Origin of the sequence: Thermus antranikianii DSM 12462, from assembly GCF_000423905.1 — a bacterium.
GTDB classification, from domain to species: domain Bacteria; phylum Deinococcota; class Deinococci; order Deinococcales; family Thermaceae; genus Thermus; species Thermus antranikianii.
The window spans coordinates 22,301-47,355 of record NZ_AUIW01000014.1; the positions used below are offsets into that span (position 1 = coordinate 22,301).

The following is a 25,055-nucleotide window of genomic DNA, read 5'->3' on the forward strand; positions in this document are numbered from 1 at the left end:
TGGCCAAAGGCCAGGGCGGAGTTAGGTTTTTAGCCAAACCTCCGGAGCCCAGGGGTAGACCACCCAGGCCTCCGTGGCCTCGGCGTACACGTCGGGTTCGTCCGGCACCTGGTTTCGGCCGGGCTTGAAGTGCAAGGTGGCCACCAGGGGAAACCCTCCCGCCTGACGCACCCGGGCCTTCACCGCCCAGGCCGTCCGCCCTGAATCCCACACGTCATCCACCACCAAAACCCGCTTGCCGAAAAGCAGGGGGTCCGGGGGGAACTGCAAGAAGACGGGCTCGGGAAGGGTTTCCTCCCCCTCGTAGAACATCACCGCCGCCGTGAGGATGTCCCGCGCGCCCAGGGCCTGGGCCAAAAGGGCGGTGGGGATGAGCCCACCCCGGGCGATGCCCAGGATGAGGTCGAACTCCTCCTCCCGGAGCCTCCCGGCCAAACGGCGCACCAGGCGAAGGAGCTCCTCCCACGACAGGAAGAGCCTTTCCATCAGGGTTTATCCAGCTCAAAGGCCTGGTGCACCGCCCTTAAGGCGGCCTCCGCGTACTGGGCGGGGATGATGACGGAGATGCGCACCTCGCTGGTGGCGATCATCTCGATGTTGGCCCCGGTGGAGGCCACCGCCTGGAACATCTTGGCGGGGACCTCCGGGGCCGAGGCCAGGCCCACCCCCACGATGGATACCTTGGCGATGTCGGGGCGGAGAAGGGCCTCTCCCCCAATCTCGGCCAAAACGGGCTCCAGCGCCTCGAGGGCCTCCTGGGCGAAGTCCTTCTTCACGGTGAAGGCCATCTGCTGCCGGGAAGGATCGTGACCGGGTACCCCCTGGATGATCATGTCCACAGCGATGCCCCGCTCGGCCAGGGCCTGGAAGACCTTGGCGGCGATCCCCGGTTGGTCGGGGATACCGATGAGCCCGATCTGGGCGTGGTCCAGATCCAAGGCCGCACCCGTTACCACCTTACCCATTTCCATGTCGACCTCCTTCACCAGGGTACCAGGGTTATAGGAAAAGCTGGAGCGCACATGGAGCACCACCCCGTAACGCTTGGCATAGTACACCGCCCGGGGGTGGAGGACCTTGGCCCCTAGGGCGGCCATCTCCAGCATCTGGTCGTAGCCGATTACCTCAAGCTTTCGGGCCTCGGGAATCAGGTGGGGATCCGTGGTGTAAACCCCTTCCGTGTCCGTGTAGATCTCGCACTCCTTGGCCCCCAAGGCAGCGGCGATGGCCACGGCGGTGGTGTCCGACCCCCCCCGGCCCAAGGTGGTGATCTCCCCCTCCCGGGTGGTGCCCATGAAACCGGCGATCACCGCCACATACCCCTGGTCCAGGGCCTCTTGAATGCGGCTCGGGTTCACCTCAAGGATCCGGGCATCGCCATAGCGGCCATCCGTGACGATGCCGATCTGGTGCTGCACAAAGCCCCTGGCTGGGATGCCCATGGCCCAGAGTTGCATGGAAAGAAGGGCCACGGAAACCTGCTCCCCGGTGGTGGTGAGGAGGTCCAGCTCCCGGAAGGGAGGTCTCGGGTTCACCCGCTTGGCCAAAGCGATGAGCTCGTCGGTGGTGTGGCCCATGGCCGAAACCACCACCGCCAGCCTATGCCCCTTCTCCCGGTAGTGGGCGATGCGCTGGGCCACCTTGTGGATGCGCTCCAGGTCGCCCACAGAGGTACCGCCATACTTTTGCACGACCAGGGCCACGCTTGCCTCCTTCCCGCCCAAGGGGCGGCTTGAAAAGGAATGTTATCACATTTGCCCCTTCGCCCCAAGCCCCGTATCCTTGGCGTGTGGGCATGACCCTAGCGGAATACCACCGCCTTACTCCCCTACCCCGGCCCGGGGGGGTGCTCTACGTAAAGCCGGGAGCCCGGGGATACCGGGACCCGGTTTACGAGGCCCTCCAAGCCGCCGTGATCCCCTTCGGCCAAAGGGCCTTGGACCTGAACCCCGGGGTGGGCCTGGCAAGCCTGCCCCTGGAGGGCAGGATGGAGGTGGAAAGGCTGGAAACCTCGAGGGCCGCCTTCCGTTGCCTCCAGGCCAGCGGCCTGAAGGCCCGCCTGGCCCCTCCTTGGGAAGCGGAGGAAAACGCCTACGACCTGGTGGTCCTGGCCCTGCCCGCAGGCCGGGGCACCGCCTATGTGCAGGCCACCTTGGCGGCCGCCGCCCGGGCCTTGAGGATGGGGGGCCGGGTCTACCTGGCCGGGGACAAGAACAGAGGCTTTGAGCGCTACTTTAAGGAGGCCCAGGCCCTTCTGGGCTACGGCGTGGTCCTCAAGCGGCAAGGGCCGGTGCGGGTGGCCCTTCTGGAAAAGGAACGGGAAGCCCCACCCCTACCCTCCCTCTGGCACCGGTTCCAGGCAAGGCTTTTGGGGGAGGCCTTCTCCTTCCTTCACCTGCCGGGAGTCTTTTCCGCGGGGAAGGTGGACAAGGCCTCGGTGCTCCTCTTGGAAGGCCTGGTGGGGGAGGTGGGCCGAGAAGGTGTCCGCGGCAAGCGCATCCTGGACCTGGGGGCAGGCTACGGAGCCCTCACCCTGCCCCTGGCCCGCCTGGGGGGAGAGGTGACCGCCCTCGAGGATGACCTGGTCTCGGTCCTCTCCCTGGAAAGGAGTCTAAAGGAAAACCACCTTGCCGCCCGGGTACTTCACTCCGACGTGGACGATGCCCTGGCCGAAGGTGGTGAGGAATGGAGCTCTAGATCAGTCGGGCACAAAGTTCCTGGCTTGACAGACCGGGAAGTATTTGACATCATAGTTACGAATCCTCCCTTCCATGTGGGGGGAGCGGTTATCCTGGATGTGGCCCAAGCCTTCGTGGAAGCGGCGGCAGCCCGGCTGAAGCCGGGTGGTGGGTTTTTCTTGGTGGCAAACCCCTTTCTCAAGTACGAGCCCCTACTGGAAGAGCGCTTTGGCGCTTTTAGGACGCTTCTGGTGAGGGAGTACAAGGTGCTCTTCGCTGAGAAGGCCAACCGGGGATAGAAACCCCAAGGAGGGAGGTCCACGTTGAAGAAGACCAAGAACAAGGCGAAACCGGTTACCGCTGGGGAAGAGGAAAGGATGGCCGTTCAAACCCAAGAACCCCTAAACGCCATGGAGAAATCCCCTAAGGCCTCCTCGGCCAAAGCCGGCTCTGGAGGAGCCGCCTCGAAAAACCGGAAGAAGGCGCCACCGGCCCCCCTGGAGGTAAAAGAGGAAATCCCTCCCGAGGAGGAAATGGCGCCTGGGGCCAAGGATCCCCTTCAAGGGAGCTACCTGGAGGAGGCTTCGGAGGAACTCCCCCTCGAGGTGGAGGAGCCCGACCTCGCCCCCGAGATCTTCCTGGACGAGCCCCTGGATCCCATAGCGGACGAGGGCTACCTGGAAGCCGATGACCTCCTCCTTCCCGAGGAAGGCCCCTCCCCGGACTACCTGGGTGAGGAGTTCTTCGAGGAAGAGGAGGAGCTTGCCCTGCCCAAGGTCTCCACCTCCGATCCCGTGCGCCAGTACCTGCACGAGATCGGGCAGGTCCCCCTCCTCACCCTGGAGGAGGAGATCGAGCTGGCCAGGAAGGTGGAGGAGGGAATGGAGGCCATCAAAAAGCTCTCCGAGGCCACAGGGCTGGACCAGGACCTGATCCGGGAGGTGGTGCGGGCCAAGATCTTGGGCACGGCCCGCATTAGCCAGATCCCTGGCCTCAGGGAAAAGCTGGATCCCAAAACGGTGGACGAGGTGGATGCCCAGCTGAAAAGCCTTCCCAAGGAGCTTAAGCGCTACCTGCACATCGCCCGCGAGGGGGAAGCCGCCAGGCAGCACCTCATAGAGGCCAACCTGAGGCTGGTGGTGTCCATCGCCAAGAAGTACACGGGCCGCGGGCTCTCCTTCCTGGATCTGATCCAGGAGGGCAACCAGGGCCTTATCCGGGCCGTGGAGAAGTTCGAGTACAAACGGCGCTTCAAGTTCTCCACCTACGCCACCTGGTGGATCCGCCAGGCCATCAACCGGGCCATCGCCGACCAGGCCCGCACCATCCGCATCCCCGTCCACATGGTGGAGACCATCAACAAGCTCTCCCGCACCGCCCGTTCCCTCCAGCAGGAACTGGGCCGGGAGCCCACCTACGAGGAGATCGCCGAGGCCATGGGCCCAGGCTGGGACGCCAAGCGGGTGGAGGAAACCCTCAAGATCGCCCAGGAACCGGTTTCCCTGGAAACCCCCATCGGGGACGAGAAGGACAGCTTCTACGGAGACTTCATCCCCGACGAGCACCTCCCCTCCCCCGTGGACGCCGCCGCCCAGAGCCTCCTGGCGGAGGAGCTGGAAAAGGCCCTTTCCAAGCTCTCCGAACGCGAGGCCATGGTGCTGAAACTCCGTAAAGGGCTGATTGATGGACGGGAGCACACCCTCGAGGAGGTGGGGGCCTACTTCGGGGTCACCCGGGAGCGCATCCGTCAGATCGAGAACAAGGCCCTGAGGAAGCTCAAGTACCACGAGTCCCGCACCCGAAAGCTTAGGGACTTCCTGGACTAGCCGGGACCCCACCCCACACCGAGGGGAAAACGGGCCACCTCCTGGAGGTGGCCTTCGTCTTCATCCCGCACCAAGGCCACTTCCCTCACCACGAAGGAGCGCCTTTGGGGAGCGGGAAGCTCCTGCGCCAGCCTCCGTGCCTCCTCCTCGGATAGCCCCAGGGCCAAGGTGATGTGGGGCAGGTAGCTGGGTCCTTCGATCTCCTTCAGGGGCGGGGCCAAGGGTTCCAGGGCGTGGTATAGACGCCGGAAGGGGGTGCCCCCGTAGGCCCTCAGGTAAACCACCCCCTGGGGGAAATACCCCCACCCCCCGAGGCGCAGACGAAAGGGAACATGCCCCCGGAGAATGCCCGCAAGGGCGATCTTCAAAGCTTCCTCCTCATAGGGCCAGTCAAAGGGTTGGCGCAGGTTAAGGTGCGGGGGGCCAAAGCCCCTTATCCCGTAAAGGGCCTGAAGCTCCTCCAGGAAACGCCTCAGGTCCTCCGGGGGCCACACCAACACCCCATACACGCCGCCAGTATACCCGCTGGGCCTACCCAACCTTCTTCGGGCTGACTCGAGGAAACCCTCCCTCAACCCGCTCCCCGGGACATATTACCCTTGACTTAGGTGTTAACAAAGGTGTGTACTACCCTAGTAAGGAGGTGGCGTTTATGAAAAAAGCCCTACTGGCCCTGCTGGCCCTTGGCTTGATGGTGGCCCTGTCCAACAAGGAGGCCATCCAAAAGGAGTGGGAGCAGAGCGCCCACAACAACGGGGTGATGGGGGCCAAAACCCTGAGCGTGGCCACGGTGGAAGCCCGGGCCGAGGGCGCCGCCCACTGCGCCCGCTGCCACAGCGAGCAGGGGTTCTTGGCCTGGCTGAACCAGCTGAAGAAGGGGAACCCCGGCAACCTGGTGGGGCCTGATGGCAAGGCGGCCACGGTGGACTACCTGCGCTCCTTAGGCCTCACCCAGGCCCAGGTGAAGCCCATCACCTGCAAGACCTGCCACGACGACGACGGCGATCTCCGCCTGGTCCACGACACCCCCATGCTGCCCGCGGGCTTCCGGGCGGTGGGCGTGGGGAGCGGGGCGCTGTGCATGGCCTGCCACAACACCCGCAACGGGCGCATCACCTGGAACGCCGCCGATGCCGGCCGCTACACCTCCCCCCACTACTCCGCGGAGGCCGATGTCATCCTGGGCAAGAACGGCTACTTCGTGGACGACACCCGGGAGTGGAATAACCCCCATGCCTTCTTCACCGGGGGCTCCTGCTCCACCTGCCACATGAGCCTATCCGGTAAGGACTACACCGCCCACACCTTCAAGACCCCGGAGAACCTCTGCGCCTCCTGCCACGGGGCCAAGTACACCAAGGAGATGGTCCAGGACAACACCGAGCACCTCATGTCCCTGGTGCGCACCATGGTGAACGCCAAGGTGCTGGCGGTGCGGGACCGCATCAAGACGGTGCGGGCCTACAACCCCGACACCGGCCAGTTCACCCCCAACGTCCAGGTGAAGGCCCCCGTGTACCGGGTGGACATCGTCTCCTTCGGCGGGCAGCTGGGCTTCAAGATGGACCTCACGGACGGCACCACCCTCTGGAGCCAGCTGGGGGACATCCGCGACGAGAAGGGCCAGCCCGTCTTCTCCACCAAGGACCCTGTGGTGCGGGCCGCCTGGAACTACATCCTGGTGAAGTACGACGGCTCCAAGGGCATCCACAACCCCACCTACACCCGGGCCCTCCTCCTGGCCACGGTGGAGGCCCTGAGGTAAGGGACCCTGCCAGGACCCCCCGGGGGCTCCCCCCGGGGGTTTTGCCGTAGCATGGGAGGCGTGGACCGCACCTACCTCTACCGGGGCCGCATCCTGAACCTGGCCCTGGAGGGTCGTTACGAGATCGTGGAGCACAAGCCGGCGGTGGCGGTCATCGCCCTGAGGGAGGGGAAGATGCTCTTCGTGCGCCAGCACCGTCCGGCGGTGGGCCTAGCCCCCCTGGAGATCCCCGCAGGGCTCATGGAACCGGGAGAAGAACCCCTGGAGGCCGCCAAGCGGGAGCTGGCCGAGGAGACCGGCCTCACAGGCCGCCTCACCTACCTCTTCAGCTACTTCGTCTCCCCCGGGTTCACCGACGAGAAGACCTACGTCTTCCTGGCGGAGGACCTGCGGGAAGCCGAGGCCACCCCGGACGAGGACGAGGCCATTGAGGTGGTCTGGCTGGAGCCAGAAAAGGCCCTGGAACTTCACCAAAAAGGGGAGGTGGAGTTCTCCGCCACCGGCATCGTGGGCATCCTCTACCACCATGCTTTTCTCCGAGGTGGCTGACGTCCCCAAGGGGCCCAAGGTGGTGGCCGTGGGCTCCTTTGACGGGGTTCACCTGGGCCACCAGCACCTCCTGCGCCAGGCCCTGGCCGAGGCCAAGGCCCTCCACCAGCCCCTTTTGGTCTACACCTTTGACCCGCCCACCAAGGTCTTCACCCGGGGGGAGGGCTTCCTCATGGACCTCACGGAGAAGGTGGAGGCCCTGAGGGCCCTGGGGGTGGAGCTCATCCTGGCGGTGCCCTTCAACGAAACCTTCGCCCGGCGTCCGGCGGAGGAGTTCCTGGAGGACCTAAGGACCCTGGGGGCCAGCCGCATCTACGTGGGGGAGGACTTCCGCTTTGGCCGGGGCCGGGGCGGGGACCCCGAGGCCCTGGCCCGGGTGGCCCCCACCCGGGTGGTGCCCCTTCTGGCCTTAGGGGGGGAGCCGGTGAAGTCCAGCCGCATCCGCGCCCTTCTCCAAGAGGGCAGGGTGGAGGAGGCCCGCCACCTCCTGGGCCGCCCCTACGGGGCCTATGGGGTGGTGGTGGAGGGGGAGAAGCTGGGAAGGAGGCTCTCCTTCCCCACCGCCAACCTGGCGGTCCACCCCCTGAAGGTCCTTCCCCCCGGGGTCTATGCGGTGGAGGCCATGGGGGACTTCGGGCGGTACAAGGGGGTGGCCAACGTGGGCACGAGGCCCACGCTGGGGGGCGGGGAGAGGCGGCTTGAGGTCCACCTCCTGGGCTTCGCCGGGGAGCTTTACGGGGAGGAGGTGCGCCTCCTTTTCCTCAAGCACCTGCGCCAGGAAAGGCGTTTTGAGAGCCTCGAGGCCCTGAAGGCCCAGATCGCCCAGGACGTGGCCGCGGCCCGGGCCTACTTTGGGCTTTAGGGACACCTCTCCCCCGTCCCTTCCCCTAAGCTGGAACTGTGGACTGCGCCCGCCTGGCCGAGGCCTTGAGCGGGGCCCGGGGGAAGCAGGAGGTGTTCCGCCGGGCCCTTGCCGCCCTCGAGGCCGAGGGCATCATCCGTTGCGGGGAGGCCTACGGGGTGGGGGAAGGGCTCAAACTCTACCAGATGCAGGGGTGTCGCACCACCTGCCCCCTGGTGGCCCACTCCCGGGCCCTAGCGGAGGAGGCCCTGCAACGGGGGGAAAAGGTGGTGGATGGGCCTTTCGTGGCCCTGCCCATCCGCCAGGGGGAGAAGACCCTGGCGGTGCTGGTGCTGAGCCTGGCAGAAGGGCAGGAACTCCCCGAAGCCCTTCCCGCCCTCCTCCTCCTGGCCCTGAAGCGCCCGGGGCTGGAGCTGGCGGGGAGGCTCCTGGCCACCCAGGAGGAGGAAAGGCGCCGGGTGGGCCGGGAGCTTCACGACGGGGTAGGAAGCCTCCTCACCGCTGCCCTCCTTACCTTGAAGGTGGCGGAAAAGCACCCCGAGAAGCTCCCCGAGGCCCGCAAGCGGGTGGCGGAGGCCCTCGAGGAGGTCCGGCGGCTTTCCCGGGAACTCCGCATGCCCCTTCTGGACGATCTGGGGCTTAAGGAAGCCCTGTCCCGCTACCTGGAGGAATACCGCCAACACGGCCTTCAGGTGGAGGCTGAGCTGGACCTACCCCGCCTGCCCAAGGAGAAGGAAGTGGCCCTCTTCCGCGTGGTGCAGGAGGCCCTGACCAATGTCCTGCGCCATGCCCAAGCCCGGCGGGTATCCGTGCGCCTCTGGCAAGAGGGGGATCGCCTCTTCGGCGTGGTGAAGGATGACGGCCGGGGGTTTGACCCCGAAATAACCCCCCCCTCCGTGGGGCTTTTGGGCATGCAGGAACGCATCCAAAGCCTGGGGGGAAGCTTTGCCCTGCGTAGCAAACCCGGCCAGGGCACGGAGGTGGAGTTCGGGGTGCCCCTATGAGGGTGGTGTTGGTGGAGGACCACCACCTGGTGCGCAAGGGGCTTAGCCTCCTCCTGGAGGAGGGAGGGCACCAGGTGGTGGCGGAGTTCGCCAGCGCCGAGGAGGCCCTGGCCACCCCCTGGGAGGCCGAAGTGGTCCTCCTGGACCTGAACCTGCCGGGGATGGGGGGCCTAGAGGCCCTCCCCCACCTGGCCCAAAGGGCCAAGGTGCTGGTGGTCTCCATGCACAACGAACCCGCCTACGTGGCCCGGGCCTTTGCCCTGGGGGCCCGGGGTTACCTGCCCAAAGACGCCCTGGACCAAGACCTCCTGGAGGCCCTAGCGCGCCTTTCCCAAGGCCTCCGCTACCTCCACCCGAGCCTGACCGAAGCCCTCCTGGAGGGGCAGGCAGAGCCCGGCCCCGAGGTCCTTTCCGAAAGGGAGAGGGCCGTGGTGGCCCTCCTGGCCCAGGGCTACACCCTCTCCCAGGTGGCCGAGCGCCTGGGGCTTTCCGTGAAGACCGCTTCCACCTACAAGCAACGGGCCCTGAACAAGCTGGGCCTCATGGACACCCCCGAGCTGGTGCGCTGGGCCAGGGAGCACGGCCTGGCCTGAGGGCCCTGATTGGGACATTCTTCCCAAGGACATTTGCCTTAGGAGAACTTCCGACAGGGAGAGGGAAAACCCTCTGTCTCGTGAAAGAAGGGGCAAGCCCTAGCCTGAGGCCAGGAGGTGAGGCATGGAACTCCTGGGCTGGGTCACAGCAAGCCTCTTCGCCCCACCGGGGGAGGCCTTCTTCCGGGAGCTCTCCGCGGGCACCCTGGAGGAGGCGCTGGAGGAGCTCACGGGCCACCCCGTGGCCCTGCCCCAGGTGGCTCCCTCCGAGCTCCAGGCCGCCTACACCGCCCTCTTCGTCAGCAACCCGAGCGGGCTCCCCGCCCCCCCCTACGCGGGCTATGCCCTGGACGGGGAGCTCTTCGGCCCCTCCTACCACCGGCTTCTGGAGCTCTACCGGGAGGGGGGCCTCGAGGTCCAGGAAACCTGGCGCGACCTCCCCGACCACCTCTCGGCCCTGGGGGAGGCCATCGCCCTCCTGAACCCCAGACGGCCCGACCTCTCCCGCCGCCTGGTCCAGGAGTTCCTTCACCCCTGGCTGAAACGCTTTGGCCCGGCGGTAAAAGCCCACGACCCCACCGGCTTCTATCGCGAGCTGGTGGAACTTTTAGAGGAGGCCATCCATGCAAAGACGGGAGTTTCTGAAGCTTAGCGCCCTGGGTGTGGGGGCCATGGCCTTGCGGGGAAGCGGCCCCGCCAAAGCCCTCAAGGCCCCCTGGTACGCCCAGGAAGTAAAGAGCGTCTACCAGATCTGCGAGGGATGCTTCTGGCGATGCGGCATCGTGGCCCACGCCGTGGGCAACCGGGTCTACAAGGTGGAGGGGTACGAGGCCAACCCCAAAAGCCGGGGCCGGCTCTGCCCCCGGGGCCAGGGGGCTCCCCAGACCACCTACGACCCCGACCGCCTGAAGCGCCCCCTCATCCGGGTGGAGGGGAGCCAGCGCGGGGAGGGCAAGTACCGGGTAGCCACCTGGGAGGAGGCCTTAGACCACATCGCCAAGAAGATGCTGGAGATCCGCGAAAAGTACGGCCCCGAGGCCATCGCCTTCTTCGGCCACGGCACCGGGGACTACTGGTTCGTGGACTTCCTGCCCGCCGCCTGGGGCAGCCCCAACGCCGCCAAGCCCTCCGTTTCCCTCTGCACCGCTCCCCGGGAGGTGGCCTCCCAGTGGGTCTTCGGCCGTCCCATCGGCGGCCACGAGCCCATTGACTGGGAAAACGCCCGCTACATCGTCCTCATCGGCCACCACATCGGCGAGGACACCCACAACACCCAGCTCCAGGACTTCGCCCTGGCCCTGAAAAACGGGGCCAAGGTGGTGGTGGTGGACCCCCGCTTCTCCACCGCCGCCGCCAAGGCCCACCGATGGCTCCCCATCAAGCCGGGCACCGACACCGCCCTGCTCCTGGCCTGGATCCACGTGCTCATCTACGAGGACCTCTACGACAAGGAATACGTGGCCAAGTACACGGTGGGCTTTGAGGAGCTCAAGGCCCACGTAAAGGACTTCACCCCCGAGTGGGCCGAGAAGCACACGGAAATCCCCGCCCAGGTGATCCGGGAGGTGGCCCGGGAGATGGCCGCCCACAAGCCCAGGGCGGTCCTTCCCCCCACCCGGCACAACGTCTGGTACGGGGACGACACCTACCGGGTCATGGCCCTCCTCTACGTGAACGTCCTCCTGGGCAACTACGGCCGCCCCGGGGGGTTCTACATTGCCCAAAGCCCCTACCTGGAGAAGTACCCCCTGCCCCCCCTGCCCCTGGAGCCGGCGGCAGGCGGGTGCTCGGGGCCCTCGGGGGGCGACCACGAGCCCGAGGGCTTCAAACCCCGGGCGGACAAGGGCAAGTTCTTCGCCCGCTCCACCGCCATCCAGGAGCTCATTGAGCCCATGATCACCGGGGAGCCCTACCCCATCAAGGGGCTCTTCGCCTACGGCATCAACCTCTTCCACTCCATCCCCAATGTGCCCCGCACCAAGGAGGCCCTGAAAAACCTGGACCTCTACGTGGCCATTGACGTCCTGCCCCAGGAGCACGTGATGTGGGCGGATGTCATCTTGCCCGAGGCCACCTACCTGGAGCGCTACGACGATTTTGTCCTGGTGGCCCACAAAACCCCCTTCATCCAGCTAAGGACCCCCGCCCACGAGCCCCTCTTTGACACCAAGCCCGGCTGGTGGATTGCCCGGGAGCTGGGCCTCAGGCTGGGGCTGGAGCAGTACTTCCCCTGGAAGACCATTGAGGAGTACCTGGAGACCCGGCTCCAGAGCCTGGGCCTGGACCTGGAGACCATGAAGGGCATGGGTACCCTGGTGCAACGGGGCAAGCCCTGGCTGGAGGACTGGGAGAAGGAAGGCCGCCTCCCCTTCGGCACGGCCTCGGGGAAGATAGAGCTCTATTGCCAGCGGTTCAAGGAAGCCGGCCACCAGCCCCTGCCCGTCTTCACCCCCCCGGAGGAACCCCCGGAAGGCTTCTACCGGCTCCTCTACGGCCGGAGCCCGGTGCACACCTTCGCCCGCACCCAGAACAACTGGGTCCTGATGGAGATGGACCCCGAGAACGAGGTCTGGATCCACAAGGAGGAGGCCAAGCGGCTGGGCCTGAAGGAGGGGGACTACGTGATGCTGGTGAACCAGGACGGGGTGAAGGAAGGCCCCGTGCGGGTCAAACCCACGGCCAGGATTCGCAAGGACTGCGTGTACATCGTCCACGGCTTCGGCCACAAGGCCCCCCTCATGCGCCTGGCCCACGGGCGCGGCGCCTCCGACAACTACCTGCAGACCCGGTACAAGCTGGACCCCATCTCCGGCGGGGCCGGCCTGCGGGTGAACTTCGTGAGGCTGGAGAAGGCGGAAAGGCCCAGGCTACCCTCCCTCACTGGGCTGGCCAAGCGCCCCTTTGACGAAAGGAGGATGTGATGCCCCGCTACGCCATGGCCATTGACCTAAGCCTCTGCGTGGGCTGCGCCGCCTGCGCCGTGGCCTGCAAGATGGAAAACGAGGTCCCTCCCGGGGTCTTCAACCTCTGGATCCGGGAGCGGGAGGTGGGGGAATACCCCAACCTGGTGGTGGAGTTCCGCCCCGAGCAGTGCCTGCACTGCGAAAACCCCCCTTGCGTGCCCGTCTGCCCCACGGGGGCCAGCTACCAAACCAAAGACGGCCTGGTGCTGGTAGACCCCAAAAAGTGCATCGCCTGCGGGGCCTGCATTGCCGCCTGCCCCTACGATGCCCGCTACCTGCACCCGGCAGGTTACGTGAGCAAGTGCACCTTCTGCGCCCACCGGCTGGAAAAGGGCAAGGTGCCGGCCTGCGTGGAGACCTGCCCCACCTACTGCCGCACCTTTGGCGACCTGGAGGACCCGGAAAGCCCCGTGGCCAAGGCCCTTAAGGCGGCAGAGCGGGTGGACGTGCTAAGGCCCGAGCAGGGTACAAGGCCCAAGCTCTTCTACCTGAACGCCCCTTCCAAGAAGGGGCTCACCCGGGAAAGCGAGGTGCACCATGGCTGAGTTCTACGGCCTCCCCAACGCCCAGGAGTTCTGGCACTGGACCAACGCCCTCCACTTCGTCCTGGTAGGGCTGGCAGGAGGTGTGGCCCTTCTGGCCGCCCTCCTCCACCTTAAAGGGGATGCGGAGGCCCGGCGCTACACCCTCTACGCTCTCATGCTCATCGCCCTGGACCTCTTCATCCTCTGGGCCGAGTCCCCCGCCCGCTTCCGCTTCACCCACATCTGGCTTTTCCTTTCCTTCCACCCCACAAGCCCCATCTGGTGGGGGGCCTGGGGCCTGGGGCTTGGCTTCCTCACCGGGGGGCTCCTCTACCTGGGCAAGGGGTCCCAGCGGGCCCTGGCCTGGGCCCTCCTGGTTTTCAGCCTGGTGGCCCTCTCCTACCCGGGCCTGGCCCTGGCGGTAAACCTCAACCGCCCCCTTTGGAATGGGCTCATGGCAGGGCTTTTCCCCCTCACCGCCTTGGTCTTGGCCCTGGGCCTGGCGGCCCTCCTCAAAAGCCCCTGGGCCCTTTTCCCCTTGCGGGTGCTGGCGGGGGCTTCCCTGCTCCTCGCCCTCCTCTACCCCCTCACCCTTCCGCCGGAGGCCCGGGGGCACCTTCTGGAGGAGGCAGGGTTCTGGTACGGGCTTTTCCTCCTCCTGGGCCTCGGGACTTTCTGGCAAGAACGCCTGGCCCCCTGGGCGGGGCTTTTGGCGGCGGCAGGCCTCAGGGCCCTCCTGGTCCTGGCAGGCCAGTGGCAAGGTCTTGGCCTTTAGGGGTTATGGCCCCTAGGGAATGCGAAGGAGGTACACGATGAAAGGCACGAAGAAGCTGGCTTGGTTGGGTCTTCTGCTGGTGCTTCCGGTTCTGGCGCAGGCTACCACGGTCACCTACTCCGCCCTCACGGTGCGGGAGCTGGGCAACTTCCTCATGAACCTGCCCACTGGGTTCTACGCCATCGCCCCGGCCGCGGCCAAGAACATGATGGACACCGTGGACGTCTTCATCCTGGATGTGCGCGAGCCCAATGAGTTTGCGGGTGAACGCATCCAGGGAGCGGTGAACATCCCCATCCGCGATCTGCCCAAGCGGGTGGGCGAGCTGCCCAAGGGCAAGCCCATCATCGTCTACTGCAAGGTGGGGCACCGGGGCTCCATGGCCATGATGTTCCTCCGGGGCCAGGGCTACAACGTGCAGAGCATCAGCGGTGGCCTGGACGGCTGGAAGAACGCGGGTCTGCCCGTGGTGAAGTAGGCTAGGAAGGCTGGGGGCGGGGCCAAAGCCCCGCCCCCTTTTTATTCGTCAAAGTAGGTGAGCTTGGGGCTTCGGTTGGCCCTAAGCTCGTCCAGGCGGCGGACCGGGGTGGAGTAAGGGGCACCCTCCAGCCACTCCTTGGGCTTTTGCAAAAGCTCCCCCATGGCCTCGGCGAAGGCCTCGAGGGTCTCCTTGCTCTCCGTTTCCGTGGGCTCGATCATCAAAGCCTCCTTGACGATCAAGGGGAAGTACACGGTGGGGGGGTGGAAGCCCATCTCCAAAAGCCCCTTGGCCAGGTCCAGGGTGCGGAAGCCCTGGGGGGGCTGGGCCACGAACTCGTGCATGCAAGGGCCGTCGTAGGGCACCTTGTACCCCTTCTCCTTGAGAAGTTCCTTGAGGTAACGGGCGTTGAGCACGGAAAGGGCGGCCGCCTTCTTGAGGCCCTTTAGCCCTAGGGTGCGGATGTAGGCCCAGGCCCGCACCAAGGCCAGGAAATTCCCGTAAAAGCTCCGCACCCGGCCGATGCTCTTGGGAAGGTCAAAGTTCAGGTAGAAGCCCTCCTCGCCCCTCTCCACCGTGGGCACGGGGAGGTAGGGAGCCAGGTGGGCTTTCACCCCCACGGGCCCCGAGCCCGGCCCACCCCCCCCATGGGGCACGGTGAAAGTCTTGTGCAGGTTCAGGTGGACCACGTCAAAGCCCATGTCCCCCGGCCGGGCCCAGCCCATGATGGCGTTCAGGTTGGCCCCGTCGTAGTAAAGCTGCACCCCGGCCTCCTTGCTGACGCGGGAGATCTCCAGGATGCGCCGCTCAAAAAGGCCCAGGGTATTGGGGTTGGTGAGCATGATGGCGGCCACGTGGGGACCAAGCTCCCGTTTCAGGGCCTCGAGGTCCACCTCCCCATCCGGCCCCGAGGGTACCTCCTTCACCTGGTACCCCGCCATGCTGGCGGTGGCGGGGTTGGAGCCGTGGGCAGAATCCGGCACCAGAACCACTCGCCTCTCTTTCCCCTCCCCCCGGTCCTCGTGGTAGGCGCGGATGATGAGGATCCCGGTAAGCTCCCCATGGGCTCCGGCGGCGGGCTCCAGGGTGATGGCGTCCATGCCCGTGAGGGCCTTCAAGTACTCCGAAAGCTGCCACATGAGCTCCAGGGCCCCCTGGACGGTCTTGGGATCCTGGTAGGGGTGGAGGTCAGCGAAAAGCCGCACCGCCTCCTCGTGGAGCTTGGGGTTGTACTTCATGGTGCAGCTACCCAAAGGGTAGAAGGTGGTGTCCACCCCCACCTGGCGGCGGGAAAGCCCCGTGTAATGGCGCACCAGGGTGAGCTCGTCCACCTCGGGGAGCCGGGGTGGGGCCTTGCGCAAAAACTTCTCCGGGATGTAGCGGGAGGCCTCAGGCGTCTCCTCTACCAGCCTCAGGCCCCGCCTTCCCGGGCGGCTTCGCTCAAAGATCAAGGGATAGCTCATGCCAACACCTCCCGCATGGCCGCTTGTAGGGCCAAAAGGTCCTCCTCCCGGTGGAGTTCCGTGGCAGCAAAGAGGGCGAGGTTCTCCCCGTACTCCTTCGGCACCGGGGTGGCGGCATGGAAGCCCCTTGCCGCCAAGGCTTCCCGCACCGCCTCAGGTTCCTTGGGAAGCCTGAGAACAAACTCGTTGAAGAAGGGCTTTGGGGTGAAGGGCTCCACCCCTGGGATCTCCAAAAGAAGCTCCCAGAGGCGGTGGGCCATGGCCACGCTTTGCAGGGCCACCTCCTTAAGCCCCAAAGGCCCCAAGGCCGCCAGGTACATGGCCCCCATGAGGGCGGTGAGCTGGGCGTTGGTGGTGATGTTGCTCTTGGCCTTGGCCCGGCGGATGTACTGCTCCCGGGCCTGGAGGGTGAGGATGTAGCCCCGCTTTCCCTCGGCGTCCACGGTTTCCGAGACCAACCGTCCGGGCATCTGGCGCACGAAGGCCTTCCGGGTGGCCAGGTACCCAAAGTGGGGCCCGCCAAACCCCATGGGCAGGCCCAGGGTCTGGCCATCCCCCACGGCGATATCCGCCCCGTAGGCCCCCGGGGGCTCCAGAACCCCCAGGGAAAGGGGATCGGCCACCACCACGAAAAGCGCTCCCACCCCATGGGCCCTCTCCGCCAAGGGGGCGAGATCCTCCAAGGCCCCCAGGTAGTTGGGGTGCTGGGCCACCACGGCCCCCGTACCCTCGGGCACCTCCCCCAAGGGGGTGCGGCCCTCTTCCAGGGGCAGGGTGATGAGCTCCGCCCCCACCGCCTCCAAATAGCTCCTGAGCACCTCCCGGTACTCCGGGTGCACTCCTTGGGAAACCAGGACCCGCATCCTTCCCGTTTCCCTCAAGGCCAGAAGGACCCCCTCTGCCAGGGCAGTGGCCCCATCGTACATGGAGGCGTTGGCCACCTCGAGGCCCGTGAGTTCCGCCACCATGGTCTGGTACTCAAAGGTGGCCTGCAAAACTCCCTGGCTCACCTCCGGCTGGTAGGGGGTGTAGGCGGTCAAAAACTCTCCCCGGCTCGCCAGGGCTTGGACCACGGGCGGGGTGTGGTGGCTACGAACCCCACCCCCCAAAAAGGCCTTAAAGGCCGGTTTGTTTTTCCCCGCAAGCCGCTTGAGCTCCTCCAGCACCGCCCACTCCGGCAAGGGCTCGGGCAGGGAAATCTCGGGGTTTAAAACCTCCTTTGGCAGGTGCCGGTAGAGGTCCTCGAGGCTTCCGGCTCCCACCCGTTCCAGCATGGCCTGGATCTCTTCCTCGGTATGGGGCGTGTAGTCCATAGGTCCATCCTTAAACACAACCCCCGGGCCATTTGACCCGGGGCCATAGAAGGGCTCCGCTGCCCGGCTAAGGGCATCCGGGCACCCCAAAGCCCCGAGATCGCCATACCGGCCGCCTTACCCTTCGCTCTCCAAGACCTCCTGGTAGCCGGCAGCATCCAGCAGGTCATCCAGGTGCCCCATGTCCAAGGGACGGATGCGGAAGATCCAACCCTCCCCATAGGGGTCCTGGTTGATAAGCTCCGGGGTCTTCTCCAAAGCGGTGTTCACCTCCACCACCTCACCCGATACCGGGGCGTAGATGTCGGAGGCGGTCTTCACGCTCTCCACCACGGCCACCGCCTCGCCCTTCTCCACCTTGCGCCCCACCTCGGGTAACTCCACGTACACCACGTCCCCGAGCGCATCCTGGGCATAGTCGGTGATGCCCACCAACACCGTGTCCCCTTCGGGCAGGGCCCACTCGTGGGTCTTGGTGTAAAAGCGGTCCTTGGGTATGTCCATAGCGCCTCCTAACCCCCGCTATTTTAGCGGCACAAAGGGCAATGGGCTAAGGGAAGCCCCCGCTTTACGCCCCCGAACCTCCACAAAGAAGGGCTCCTGCGCCCCCTTCTCCACGTAGGCCAGGGCGATGCCCTTTTCCAAAAGGGGAGAATAACCCCCGCTGGTCACCCGGCCCACCGGGCGGTCGCCGGAATACACCCTATACCCCTCCCGGGGAATTCCCGCCTCCAGCACCAGGCCGATGAGCTTCTCGGCGCATGGCGTGGCCAGCATCGCCTCCTTGCCGTGGAAATCCTTCTCCTTCTTCACCACCCAGGCCCAGGGGGTGCAGAGAGGGTTGGTGTCGTCGGTAAGCTCGTGGCCGTAAAGGGGAAACCCGGCCTCCAGCCTCAGGGTGTCCCGGGCTCCCAGGCCCGCCGGGGTCGCCCCCGCCTCCAAAAGAGCTTCAAAGACAGCCTCGGCATCCTTGGGAGCCAGAAAGAGCTCAAAACCATCCTCCCCCGTGTACCCGGTGCGGGCCAGACGGGCGGGCCGGCCCGCCACCCGGGCGCTGAACACGTCGTTCTTTTTCCTTTGGGAAAGGTCGGCGTCGGTCAAACCCTGGAGGAGGGAAGCCGCCTTGGGACCCTGCAGGGCCAGGAGGGCGGTTTCCTCGGAGAGGTCGGTGAGCTCCACGGCAAAGCCCCGGGAGAGCTCCTTCAGGTGGGCGAAGTCCTTGGCGATGTTGGCGGCGTTCACCACCATGAGGTACTCCTCCTCGGCGAGCCGGTATAGGTAGATGTCGTCCACCACCCCTCCTCGGGCGTTGGGGAGCATGGAGTACTGGGCCCGGCCCACCTTGAGCTTGGCGGCGTCGTTGGCCGTGGCCCACTGGAGGAAGGCCAGGGCCTCCCTGCCCCGGATGAGGAACTCCCCCATGTGGCTCACGTCGAAAAGTCCAGCCCCCCGGCGCACCGCCAGGTGCTCCTCCACAATGGAGGCGTACTGCAGGGGGAGGGCGTAGCCGGCAAACTCCACCATGCGCCCCCCGTGGCGCAGGTGGGCTTGGTAAAGCGGGGTCTTCTTCATGCCAAGCCCCATCCTACTAAAAGAACTCCCTTCTCAAGGCCTCGGCGGAGTTGTCCTCGAGGACCTCTTCCCGCTTGGTGGCCCAAGCAGGGAAGGGAAAGCGCACGAGAAGAGGCACGGGGATCTCCGGCTGATGGAGGATCACCATCCCCTGGGGCAGGATCAGGGCCCGCTGGCGGAAGGAGGTGGGGAGGTAGCGGTACTCGGGCCGCTCGGCCTCGGCGGCATCCAGCCTTCCCACCACCCGGATGGCGGCGTTGCCCACCACCCTTCGCTCCACCTCGCTGGCGGTCTGCTGGGCCCCGATGAGGATCACCCCTAAGGAGCGGCCCCGTTCGGCGATGTCCAGGAGCACGTCCTTGATGGGGCTTTCCTCGTCCCGGGGAGCGTACTTGTTGAGCTCGTCCAACACCACGAAAACCCGGCCCCGGTACTGGCCCCGCTCCTTTTTGGCGAAGAGGTCGGAAAGAAGGCTCCCCACCACGAACATCTGGCCCTGGGGGGAGAGTTTGGCCAGGTCCACCACGTGGACCTGTTCCCCTCCTTCCAGGGGGTCCGGGGGATTGCCCTTGCGGTCTCCCCGAACCAGGTGGCCCACGTTCTCCACGCTTGCGCGAAGGCGCCGCACGAAGGCCTCCAGGGTCCCCCGGGCCTGGCGGGCGGTCCAGGCCCTGTCCCCCTCCCCTTCCCCGGTTTCGGGTCCCAAAAGCTTGTACTCCAGGTAGCGCACCAGGTCGGCGAAACTTTTCAACCGCACCCTGCCCAGGTCGTCAAAGGCAATGTCCTCGGGAAGCTCCCCTTCGGGCCAGTCCGCCACCAGGAGATGGGGCCCCTTCTGCCCCTCCGCAAGCCGCCTCAGCTTCTCCGTCACGTGGGCCACCAGGAAGCCCAGGTTGGTGAGGGCCCCCTTATCGGTGAAGAGGAAGGGGAGAAGCCCTTTCTGGGCAAACTGCACCAGGTCCCAGTGGTACGCCTTCACTCCCTCCAGGCGGGTTTCCACATCGGGGAGAACCCCCTCCCCTTCCTTCTTGGGCGGGGCCAGGAAGCGCACGCTCCCAAAAGGGGTGGGGGAAAGGCCCAGGCGGCGGTACTCCTCCTTGGCCTCCTCGGAAAGCCTTAGGTTCGGCTTGTCCAGGAAGAGGAGGTCCTCCCCCTTCACGTTGAAGAGGAGCACCCGGGCCTGATGGGCCTCCTCGAGGACCCCGCTTTCCAAAAGGCTCTTCAGGAGGAAGGTGGCGTAGCTGGTCTTGGCCGCCACCCCGCTGATGCCCGAGATGTTCACGTGCCCCCCCTTTACCCCGTTCAGGAACTCCAGGTTGAGGTAAGCCACCTCCCCGCTTTTTAAAAACCCCACAGGGAGCTTGGTGCTTCCCCTTTGGTTTTTCATGGCGTCGTAGTAAAGGGCAAGCTCCAGGTCCTCCTCCCGGGCCAGGTACACAGCGGAGCCGGGATCGGGGGGGAAAAACTCCTCGGGCACGATACGGGTCACGCTCACATGGGCCACATAGGCCAAGCTTACGGGGATCTTCCCCTCCACCGCCAAAAAGGTGTCCGTGTCATAGCTTTCTCCCTCGTGGGCCTTGGCCACGTGGTCCACCATGCCGAAATAACGGACCTTGCCCACCTTGGGGTGGAACCCCTCCACCACCACCAGGTCGTCCAGGCGCAGAAGGCCCTCCCCCTCCACCCCCACCCAGAACTCCAAGGGAGTGGCCTCCCGCCTGCCCAACACCACCCCGATGCGCTCCATCAACCACCTCCCAGATCATCCTGGTGCCGGGCAAGGATGCGGGCCACCACCTCGCGGCTCCCCATCCTGCGGGCCAGCTCCCGCTCAAGCCCCCCAACGGGCAGAAGGTTTTGCGGGGCCCTGGGATCCTTCACCGGGTGGGAGGCCAAGGCGGGAAAGAGGCTTAAGGACAGGTCCGCCAGGGCACCGAAATCCCCCTGCAGCGGGGTTTCCACCCGCAGAAGCCCGCTTTCCGGTGGGCGCACCCCCTCCGGGGTTAGGGGCAGGCGCAGGTACCAGCTGGCCAGTTCCTGCCCCTTCCGGCGCACCCTAAACATGGGGGTGCGCTCCCCGGGTTTCAGGGTGGAGAGGAGGGCTTCCCTGTCCTCGGGGAGGTAACGGGCCCAATGGACCTTGATGTATCCCAAAACCGGGCCCTGCCGCCTTAAGCGCACGGGGCCATCCACCACGAGAAGGCCTCCCGCGAGGGCCCTGGCCAGCTTTTCCTCCAAGAGGGTCCTGGCCTTCCGCAAACCCTCCTGAAGGGCCGTGAAGATGTCCCCGGGGGCTGGATGGCCCTCGAGGGGCAGGGGTTCGTACACCAGCTCTCCCAAGCGCAAGGCCTCCTCCAACCCCACCCCCACCCGGCGCACCCTGGTTTCCAGCAGGCGCATATTCCCTTGCTGATAAACCACCGCGCCCGCGGCCACGCACCCCAAAAGGGCGAGCTTCCTCCCGTCGGAAAGCACCGCCTCCACCCGCTCCCGGCCGTCCACGAAGTAAAGGGGTTCAGGCCAGGGCACGGGATCAGCCCTTCTGGCCTCCCATGGCTCCTCCAGGGGCTGGAAGCTGGCAGGGTAGCCCTCCTCCCAAACCGTGGCCCCAGAGAAAGCTTCCCCTGCCATGCCCTCGAGGCGGGAAACATCCAGGGCGTAAAGCCGCCAGGCCATGCCCTTAGATTACCGGGGCCGGGCGGTAGGGGAGGTACTTGGGCTCCCAGAAACGGCTACGCACGAACTCCATAAGCCCCTTGAAGGAAAGGCCCATCACCCGTTCCTCCTCCGCCACGCCCTCCTCGAGGGCCTTCTGCATCACCCGGGCCGCCACGTAAGGGGAAACCTCCCTCAACCGGGAAACCGGGGGGTAAAGGAGCTCGGGGAAATGGCTTTCCGTGTAGTCGTAAAGGGCGTAGGCCGCCTCCAACACCATCCCGTCCGTCACCTCCCGGGCCCGGGCCAGCACCGCCCCCAGGCCGAGGCCTGGGAAGATGAAGGCGTTGTTCCCTTGGCCGATGGGAATGGTCCGCCCCATGTAGCCCACCGGGGGAAAGGGGCTACCCGCCGCCACCAAGGCTCTTCCCTCCGTCCAGTAGATGAGGTCGTCGGGAAGGGCTTCGCAGGCCGAGGTGGGGTTGGAAAGGGGAAAGATCACCGGGCGGGGGGTATTTTCCATCATGGCCCGCACCACGGGCTCGGTAAAGCTTCCCCCCTGGCCGGAAAGGCCCAGAAGCACGGTGGCCCGGGCATTGCGGATGGTTTCCAAGAGGTTGGGGCAGGAACCCGCAAACTCCCACCCAGCGATGCGCTCCCGCCTTTGCGCATAGGGCTGCTTGTAGGCCTCCATGCTCCGGCCTTCCACCAGGAGGCCCTTGGAATCCAGCACCAGAACCCGGGCCCGGGCCTCCTCCTCGGAAAGGCCTTCCCGCTTCATGCCCTCCCGCAAGGCCCAGGCCACCCCGATGCCCCCAGCGCCTGCCCCATAGATCACGATCACCTGGTCGGAAAGCTTCTCCCCCTTCAAACGGCAGGCGGAGAGCACCCCCGCCAGGGCCACCGCCCCTGTTCCCTGGATGTCGTCGTTGAAGGAGGGTATCACCTTGCGGTAGCGCTCCAGCACGTTAAAAGCCGCCTCCTTGGCAAAGTCCTCCCACTGGATCAGGGCCTTGGGGTAGCGCTTGCGCACCGCTTCCACAAAGCGGTCCAGGAAGCGGTAGTACTCCTCGCCCCTCAGGCGCTTGTGCCGCACGCCCAGGTACAGGGGATCCGTGAGGAGATCCTCCCGGTCGGTGCCCACGTCCAGCTCCACGGGAAGGGTCTTGTCAGGTCCTACACCCCCCACGGCGGTGTAAAGGGTGAGCTTTCCGATGGAGATGGCCATGCCCCCATACCCCTGGTCCCCGATCCCCAGGATGGCGGAGGAATCCGTGGCCACGATGAGGCGGACCTCCTCCAGGGGAACATTGGCCAGGGCTTCCTCGATGCGGTCGATGTTCCGGGTGCTGGCGGTGAAGCCCCGGGGGTACCGGTAGATGTGGGAAAACTCCCGCACCGCCTCCCCCACCGTGGGGGTGTAGAGGATGGGCAGCATCTCCTCCAGGTGGTCCACCAAAAGGGCATAAAAGAGCACCTCGTTGCGGTCCTGGAGGTGGCGGAGGTAGATGTGTTTCTCCAAAGGGCTCTGGATAAGGCGGTAGCGGCGGTAGACCCGCTCCTTCTGCTCCTCGAGGGTGTTCACATGGGGGGGAAGGAGGCCCTCGAGGCCCAAGGCCTTCCGCTCCTCCTCGGTGAAGGCCGTGCCCTTGTTGAGGAGAGGAAGCCTAAGCAGGAGAAAACCGGAAACATAGGGCTCCAGATAACGCTCACCTCGTTCGTCCCGCTTGACATCGTAATAACGGCTGACCGGCATAACACTATTTTTCCACCGCTAAGGCTCCAAGGCTAGGGTAGGAACACCCCAGGCGGGCCACCCCTACATGCGGGGATGACCCGGAATTGCCTCGTCTTCATCCACCGCTTCCCCTTCCTCCAGCCCGCCTTCCGCCGCAGGCACCCTACCTCCCAGCTTGCGACCGGAGGCAGCTGAGTACGGCCGCCCAGGTGCGCCGGTTGGATTCCCAGTGGAGCTCCGGCTCCACAGCAGAGACGGGCACCCACTTCCAGTCGTCGTGCTCCTCGGGGGCAATGCGGATGGCGGCCTCAGAAACCTCCACCCAATACAGATCTTTCCGGATGACCTGATGGGGTAGCTGAAACTCCCAGTGCCCGGCAACCTGGTGGAGATCCTCAGCCCGTACGCTCAGGGACGTCTCCTCATAGATCTCCCGAACGCAGGCTTCGTGCGGAGCTTCACCCTCCTTGATTCCTCCCGTAATAGGTTGCCAGAAGCCACCCGGGGTATCGGGCTCCTCCCCCACGTGCAGGAGAAGCACGGCATCCTCCTCACCCATCCCCCGGCGAATGATCCAGCACTCTATGCTATTCCGGACGGATTCGCTCGCCATGCGACCTGCCCCTTCCATAGCATTCTAGCCCAAGCCGCTACAGCGCTGCCCCTCTTCCTTTCACGGGCCGACCACGGTGCGGAGGACCATGTAGGGATGGAGTTTGCAGTAAACCGAATATTCCCGAGAGAGGGCAAAGGTGTAACGGAAACGCTCCCCCGGGGCCAGGATCCCGCTATCGAAAAGGCCCCCACTCTTTGTGGCGGTATGGGGATGCTGGCCCTGATTGGCAAAGACCACGACGGTTCCCGGAGAAATCCGCAGAGTGTCCGGCCGAAAGGCGAAGTCCTCCATCGACACCACCACCTCCCGAGAGGGAGCGGCATAAGGCTCCAAGTCCGCTGAGGGCACTCCTTCCCAGGGAAAGCAGGCTGCAAGAACAAGGGCGAGGCCTAGGACCGCCAACCTCATAAAAAGACCACATCACCCGTGAGGGCAGGCCCGAACACGGAGACGAACTGAAGGCTTCCCTGGAACTGGTGGATGGCCCCGGCGGGTATCAGGACCAGGCTCCCCGGTCCCACCCTCTTACGAGTTAACTCTACCTGGGCCACTCCCTCCCCGTACGAGGCGTTTCCAACTCGGGGTCAAAGTACTCGGCCTTGTTCCAGATGCGCAAGAACGTTTCCTGGACGACGTTTTTAGCCTCGTCTTTATCCCTAAGGATCCGCCTGGCCAACGCGTGCACGTAAGAGGCATGACGGCGGCACAGGGCCAGCAGGGCCTCCTCGTTCCCCAGGATTACCTGCCGGAGGAGCTCCGCGTCCTCGGTATTCCCCATCACCCAGGTATATCCCTTGTCCCCATACCTTGGATGTCGTTTCCACCCTTTTCCCGATGGCACCTTCCCCCGAATGCCACACTCCTTCCAGCCCCCAGGGGTTCGGGTACCGCTAGGGTCGCCCCCTTTGGAACCCCCGACTCCACGGCTGGCATTTCCCCTGCGGAATCCTCGAGCCACCAACCCCAGCACCCCAGGAGCAGGATGAACGAGATAAACAGCCCGGGCTAGCCTTATACTCCCCTTGTGCCTGGGTTCCTCGGCGAAGGGACAGGGGTTATAGACCGCCTCCTCAAGGAATGGAAAGCCAGGGCCAAAGCATTTAAACGGGAAGTCAGCGTTCTCTACTTGGCCCTTCGCCATCCCCGGCTGCCCTGGCATGTCCGCCTCCTGGCCTCTTTGGTGGTGGCGTACGCCCTAAGCCCTGTCGACCTGATCCCCGACTTTGTGCCCATCCTGGGTCACCTCGACGACCTCGTGCTGATCCCTCTTGGAATTGCCCTGGTACTCCGCCTTATCCCCGAGGAAATCCTGAGAGAAGCCAAGGAAAAGGCCGAAAAGTTAAGTTCTCTTCCAAAAAACCGACTAGCAGCCGCCGTGATTCTAGCCCTCTGGCTTGCCCTGGCAGGTTATCTAGTCTGGGTGGGACTCCGTTACCTCTTCTGAATCCCTATTGGCGCAGGCTTCCCACCCCCTGAGGGGCAAAGAACTGCGAGGCCCGAAGGCCTAGCCTAGGCCAATCAAGGTTCTTCGCCTGACCACAAGGACCCAGGGGTATCCCCTTAGTACCCTATTGCGACACACCCTTCCCACCCTCGGGGGTCGTGTCAAGAGTTATGTGTAAGAGTCTGTGTACGGGGGGCATACCGCTCCTGAAGCATCTTCTCCAGCACCTCCTTC

27 protein-coding genes are annotated in these 25,055 nt (G+C 65.4%); 13 read left to right on the top strand and 14 right to left on the bottom strand.

Annotated features, from left to right (window positions below):
• Positions 1 to 21: 21 nt before the first annotated feature.
• Positions 22 to 486, bottom strand: coding sequence for a phosphoribosyltransferase (locus G584_RS0109275; protein ID WP_028494386.1), 465 nt, complete (start codon positions 484 to 486; stop codon positions 22 to 24).
• Positions 486 to 1,703, bottom strand: a complete 1,218-nt coding sequence (locus G584_RS0109280) for an aspartate kinase (RefSeq protein WP_028494387.1) — start codon at positions 1,701 to 1,703, stop codon at positions 486 to 488. The genes G584_RS0109275 and G584_RS0109280 overlap by 1 nt, the downstream gene beginning before the upstream one ends.
• A 92-nt stretch (positions 1,704 to 1,795) precedes the next feature.
• Here G584_RS0109280 and G584_RS0109285 point away from each other — a divergent pair, with 92 nt between their 5' ends.
• Both G584_RS0109285 and rpoD read left to right on the top strand, forming a co-directional pair.
• Positions 1,796 to 2,977: a class I SAM-dependent methyltransferase gene (locus G584_RS0109285; protein WP_157626413.1), complete on the top strand. Its 1,182-nt coding sequence runs from the start codon at positions 1,796 to 1,798 to the stop codon at positions 2,975 to 2,977.
• Positions 2,978 to 3,001: 24 nt separating this feature from the next.
• Complete coding sequence (rpoD, locus tag G584_RS0109290; RefSeq protein ID WP_028494389.1) at positions 3,002 to 4,504, top strand: RNA polymerase sigma factor RpoD; 1,503 nt, start codon at positions 3,002 to 3,004, stop codon at positions 4,502 to 4,504.
• Here rpoD and G584_RS0109295 read toward each other — a convergent pair.
• Complete coding sequence (locus tag G584_RS0109295) at positions 4,501 to 5,013, bottom strand: 2'-5' RNA ligase family protein (RefSeq protein ID WP_028494390.1); 513 nt, start codon at positions 5,011 to 5,013, stop codon at positions 4,501 to 4,503. The genes rpoD and G584_RS0109295 overlap by 4 nt on opposite strands.
• Positions 5,014 to 5,156: 143 nt before the next feature.
• Here G584_RS0109295 and G584_RS0109300 point away from each other — a divergent pair, with 143 nt between their 5' ends.
• The 10 genes from G584_RS0109300 to G584_RS0109345 all read left to right on the top strand — a co-directional run bounded on the left by G584_RS0109300 (position 5,157) and on the right by G584_RS0109345 (position 14,017).
• Complete coding sequence (locus tag G584_RS0109300) at positions 5,157 to 6,269, top strand: cytochrome c3 family protein (protein WP_028494391.1); 1,113 nt, start codon at positions 5,157 to 5,159, stop codon at positions 6,267 to 6,269.
• 51 nt (positions 6,270 to 6,320) lie between these two features.
• Complete coding sequence (locus G584_RS0109305) at positions 6,321 to 6,818, top strand: NUDIX domain-containing protein (protein ID WP_156822406.1); 498 nt, start codon at positions 6,321 to 6,323, stop codon at positions 6,816 to 6,818.
• The gene (gene ribF, locus G584_RS0109310; protein ID WP_018111732.1) at positions 6,796 to 7,680 is read left to right on the top strand and encodes a riboflavin biosynthesis protein RibF; all 885 of its coding nucleotides are present in this window, start codon (positions 6,796 to 6,798) and stop codon (positions 7,678 to 7,680) included. The genes G584_RS0109305 and ribF overlap by 23 nt, the downstream gene beginning before the upstream one ends.
• Before the next feature lie 38 nt (positions 7,681 to 7,718).
• The gene (locus tag G584_RS0109315; protein ID WP_028494392.1) at positions 7,719 to 8,684 is read left to right on the top strand and encodes a sensor histidine kinase; all 966 of its coding nucleotides are present in this window, start codon (positions 7,719 to 7,721) and stop codon (positions 8,682 to 8,684) included.
• Positions 8,681 to 9,277 carry a response regulator gene (locus G584_RS0109320; protein ID WP_011172612.1) on the top strand — a complete coding sequence of 199 codons (597 nt, stop codon included), beginning with the start codon at positions 8,681 to 8,683 and terminating at the stop codon, positions 9,275 to 9,277. The genes G584_RS0109315 and G584_RS0109320 overlap by 4 nt, the downstream gene beginning before the upstream one ends.
• Before the next feature lie 124 nt (positions 9,278 to 9,401).
• The gene (locus G584_RS0109325) at positions 9,402 to 9,929 is read left to right on the top strand and encodes a TorD/DmsD family molecular chaperone (protein WP_011172611.1); all 528 of its coding nucleotides are present in this window, start codon (positions 9,402 to 9,404) and stop codon (positions 9,927 to 9,929) included.
• Entirely contained in the window at positions 9,901 to 12,198 is a 2,298-nt protein-coding gene (locus G584_RS0109330; RefSeq protein WP_011172610.1) for a molybdopterin-dependent oxidoreductase, read from the top strand. Before G584_RS0109325 ends, G584_RS0109330 begins: the two co-directional genes overlap by 29 nt.
• On the top strand, positions 12,198 to 12,785 hold the full coding sequence (locus tag G584_RS0109335) for a 4Fe-4S dicluster domain-containing protein (protein WP_011172609.1): 588 nt from the start codon (positions 12,198 to 12,200) through the stop codon (positions 12,783 to 12,785). The genes G584_RS0109330 and G584_RS0109335 overlap by 1 nt, the downstream gene beginning before the upstream one ends.
• Positions 12,778 to 13,539, top strand: a complete 762-nt coding sequence (locus G584_RS0109340; RefSeq protein ID WP_011172608.1) for a polysulfide reductase NrfD family protein — start codon at positions 12,778 to 12,780, stop codon at positions 13,537 to 13,539. Before G584_RS0109335 ends, G584_RS0109340 begins: the two co-directional genes overlap by 8 nt.
• A 37-nt stretch (positions 13,540 to 13,576) precedes the next feature.
• The gene (locus G584_RS0109345; protein ID WP_011172607.1) at positions 13,577 to 14,017 is read left to right on the top strand and encodes a rhodanese-like domain-containing protein; all 441 of its coding nucleotides are present in this window, start codon (positions 13,577 to 13,579) and stop codon (positions 14,015 to 14,017) included.
• Between the two features lie 41 nt (positions 14,018 to 14,058).
• On the opposite strand, the gene gcvPB is transcribed toward G584_RS0109345, so the two are convergent.
• The 11 genes from gcvPB to G584_RS12135 form a co-directional block, all read right to left on the bottom strand.
• Positions 14,059 to 15,480, bottom strand: a complete 1,422-nt coding sequence (gene gcvPB / locus G584_RS0109350; RefSeq protein ID WP_028494393.1) for an aminomethyl-transferring glycine dehydrogenase subunit GcvPB — start codon at positions 15,478 to 15,480, stop codon at positions 14,059 to 14,061.
• Positions 15,477 to 16,793: an aminomethyl-transferring glycine dehydrogenase subunit GcvPA gene (gene gcvPA, locus G584_RS0109355; RefSeq protein ID WP_028494394.1), complete on the bottom strand. Its 1,317-nt coding sequence runs from the start codon at positions 16,791 to 16,793 to the stop codon at positions 15,477 to 15,479. Before gcvPA ends, gcvPB begins: the two co-directional genes overlap by 4 nt.
• A gap of 117 nt (positions 16,794 to 16,910) precedes the next feature.
• On the bottom strand, positions 16,911 to 17,297 hold the full coding sequence (gene gcvH / locus G584_RS0109360; protein ID WP_015716597.1) for a glycine cleavage system protein GcvH: 387 nt from the start codon (positions 17,295 to 17,297) through the stop codon (positions 16,911 to 16,913).
• Between the two features lie 18 nt (positions 17,298 to 17,315).
• The gene (gcvT, locus tag G584_RS0109365; protein ID WP_028494395.1) at positions 17,316 to 18,365 is read right to left on the bottom strand and encodes a glycine cleavage system aminomethyltransferase GcvT; all 1,050 of its coding nucleotides are present in this window, start codon (positions 18,363 to 18,365) and stop codon (positions 17,316 to 17,318) included.
• Positions 18,366 to 18,381: 16 nt separating this feature from the next.
• The gene (locus G584_RS0109370; protein WP_028494396.1) at positions 18,382 to 20,115 is read right to left on the bottom strand and encodes an ATP-binding protein; all 1,734 of its coding nucleotides are present in this window, start codon (positions 20,113 to 20,115) and stop codon (positions 18,382 to 18,384) included.
• Positions 20,115 to 21,044, bottom strand: a complete 930-nt coding sequence (locus G584_RS0109375; RefSeq protein ID WP_028494397.1) for a DNA double-strand break repair nuclease NurA — start codon at positions 21,042 to 21,044, stop codon at positions 20,115 to 20,117. The genes G584_RS0109370 and G584_RS0109375 overlap by 1 nt, the downstream gene beginning before the upstream one ends.
• A 4-nt stretch (positions 21,045 to 21,048) precedes the next feature.
• On the bottom strand, positions 21,049 to 22,779 hold the full coding sequence (locus G584_RS0109380) for an NAD-dependent malic enzyme (protein WP_028494398.1): 1,731 nt from the start codon (positions 22,777 to 22,779) through the stop codon (positions 21,049 to 21,051).
• Between the two features lie 145 nt (positions 22,780 to 22,924).
• Positions 22,925 to 23,374, bottom strand: coding sequence for an NUDIX hydrolase (locus G584_RS0109385; RefSeq protein WP_038051008.1), 450 nt, complete (start codon positions 23,372 to 23,374; stop codon positions 22,925 to 22,927).
• Positions 23,375 to 23,434: 60 nt separating this feature from the next.
• Positions 23,435 to 23,668 carry a cupredoxin domain-containing protein gene (locus tag G584_RS0109390; protein ID WP_245563387.1) on the bottom strand — a complete coding sequence of 78 codons (234 nt, stop codon included), beginning with the start codon at positions 23,666 to 23,668 and terminating at the stop codon, positions 23,435 to 23,437.
• Between the two features lie 113 nt (positions 23,669 to 23,781).
• On the bottom strand, positions 23,782 to 23,928 hold the full coding sequence (locus tag G584_RS12525) for a cupin domain-containing protein (protein WP_245563385.1): 147 nt from the start codon (positions 23,926 to 23,928) through the stop codon (positions 23,782 to 23,784).
• Positions 23,916 to 24,155 (bottom strand): sigma factor, encoded by a 240-nt coding sequence (locus G584_RS12135; protein ID WP_083964877.1) that lies wholly within the window; start codon positions 24,153 to 24,155, stop codon positions 23,916 to 23,918. The genes G584_RS12525 and G584_RS12135 overlap by 13 nt, the downstream gene beginning before the upstream one ends.
• 246 nt (positions 24,156 to 24,401) lie before the next feature.
• Between G584_RS12135 and G584_RS0109405 the strand changes: the two genes are divergently transcribed.
• Complete coding sequence (locus G584_RS0109405; protein WP_211218408.1) at positions 24,402 to 24,821, top strand: YkvA family protein; 420 nt, start codon at positions 24,402 to 24,404, stop codon at positions 24,819 to 24,821.
• Positions 24,822 to 25,055: the final 234 nt, after the last annotated feature.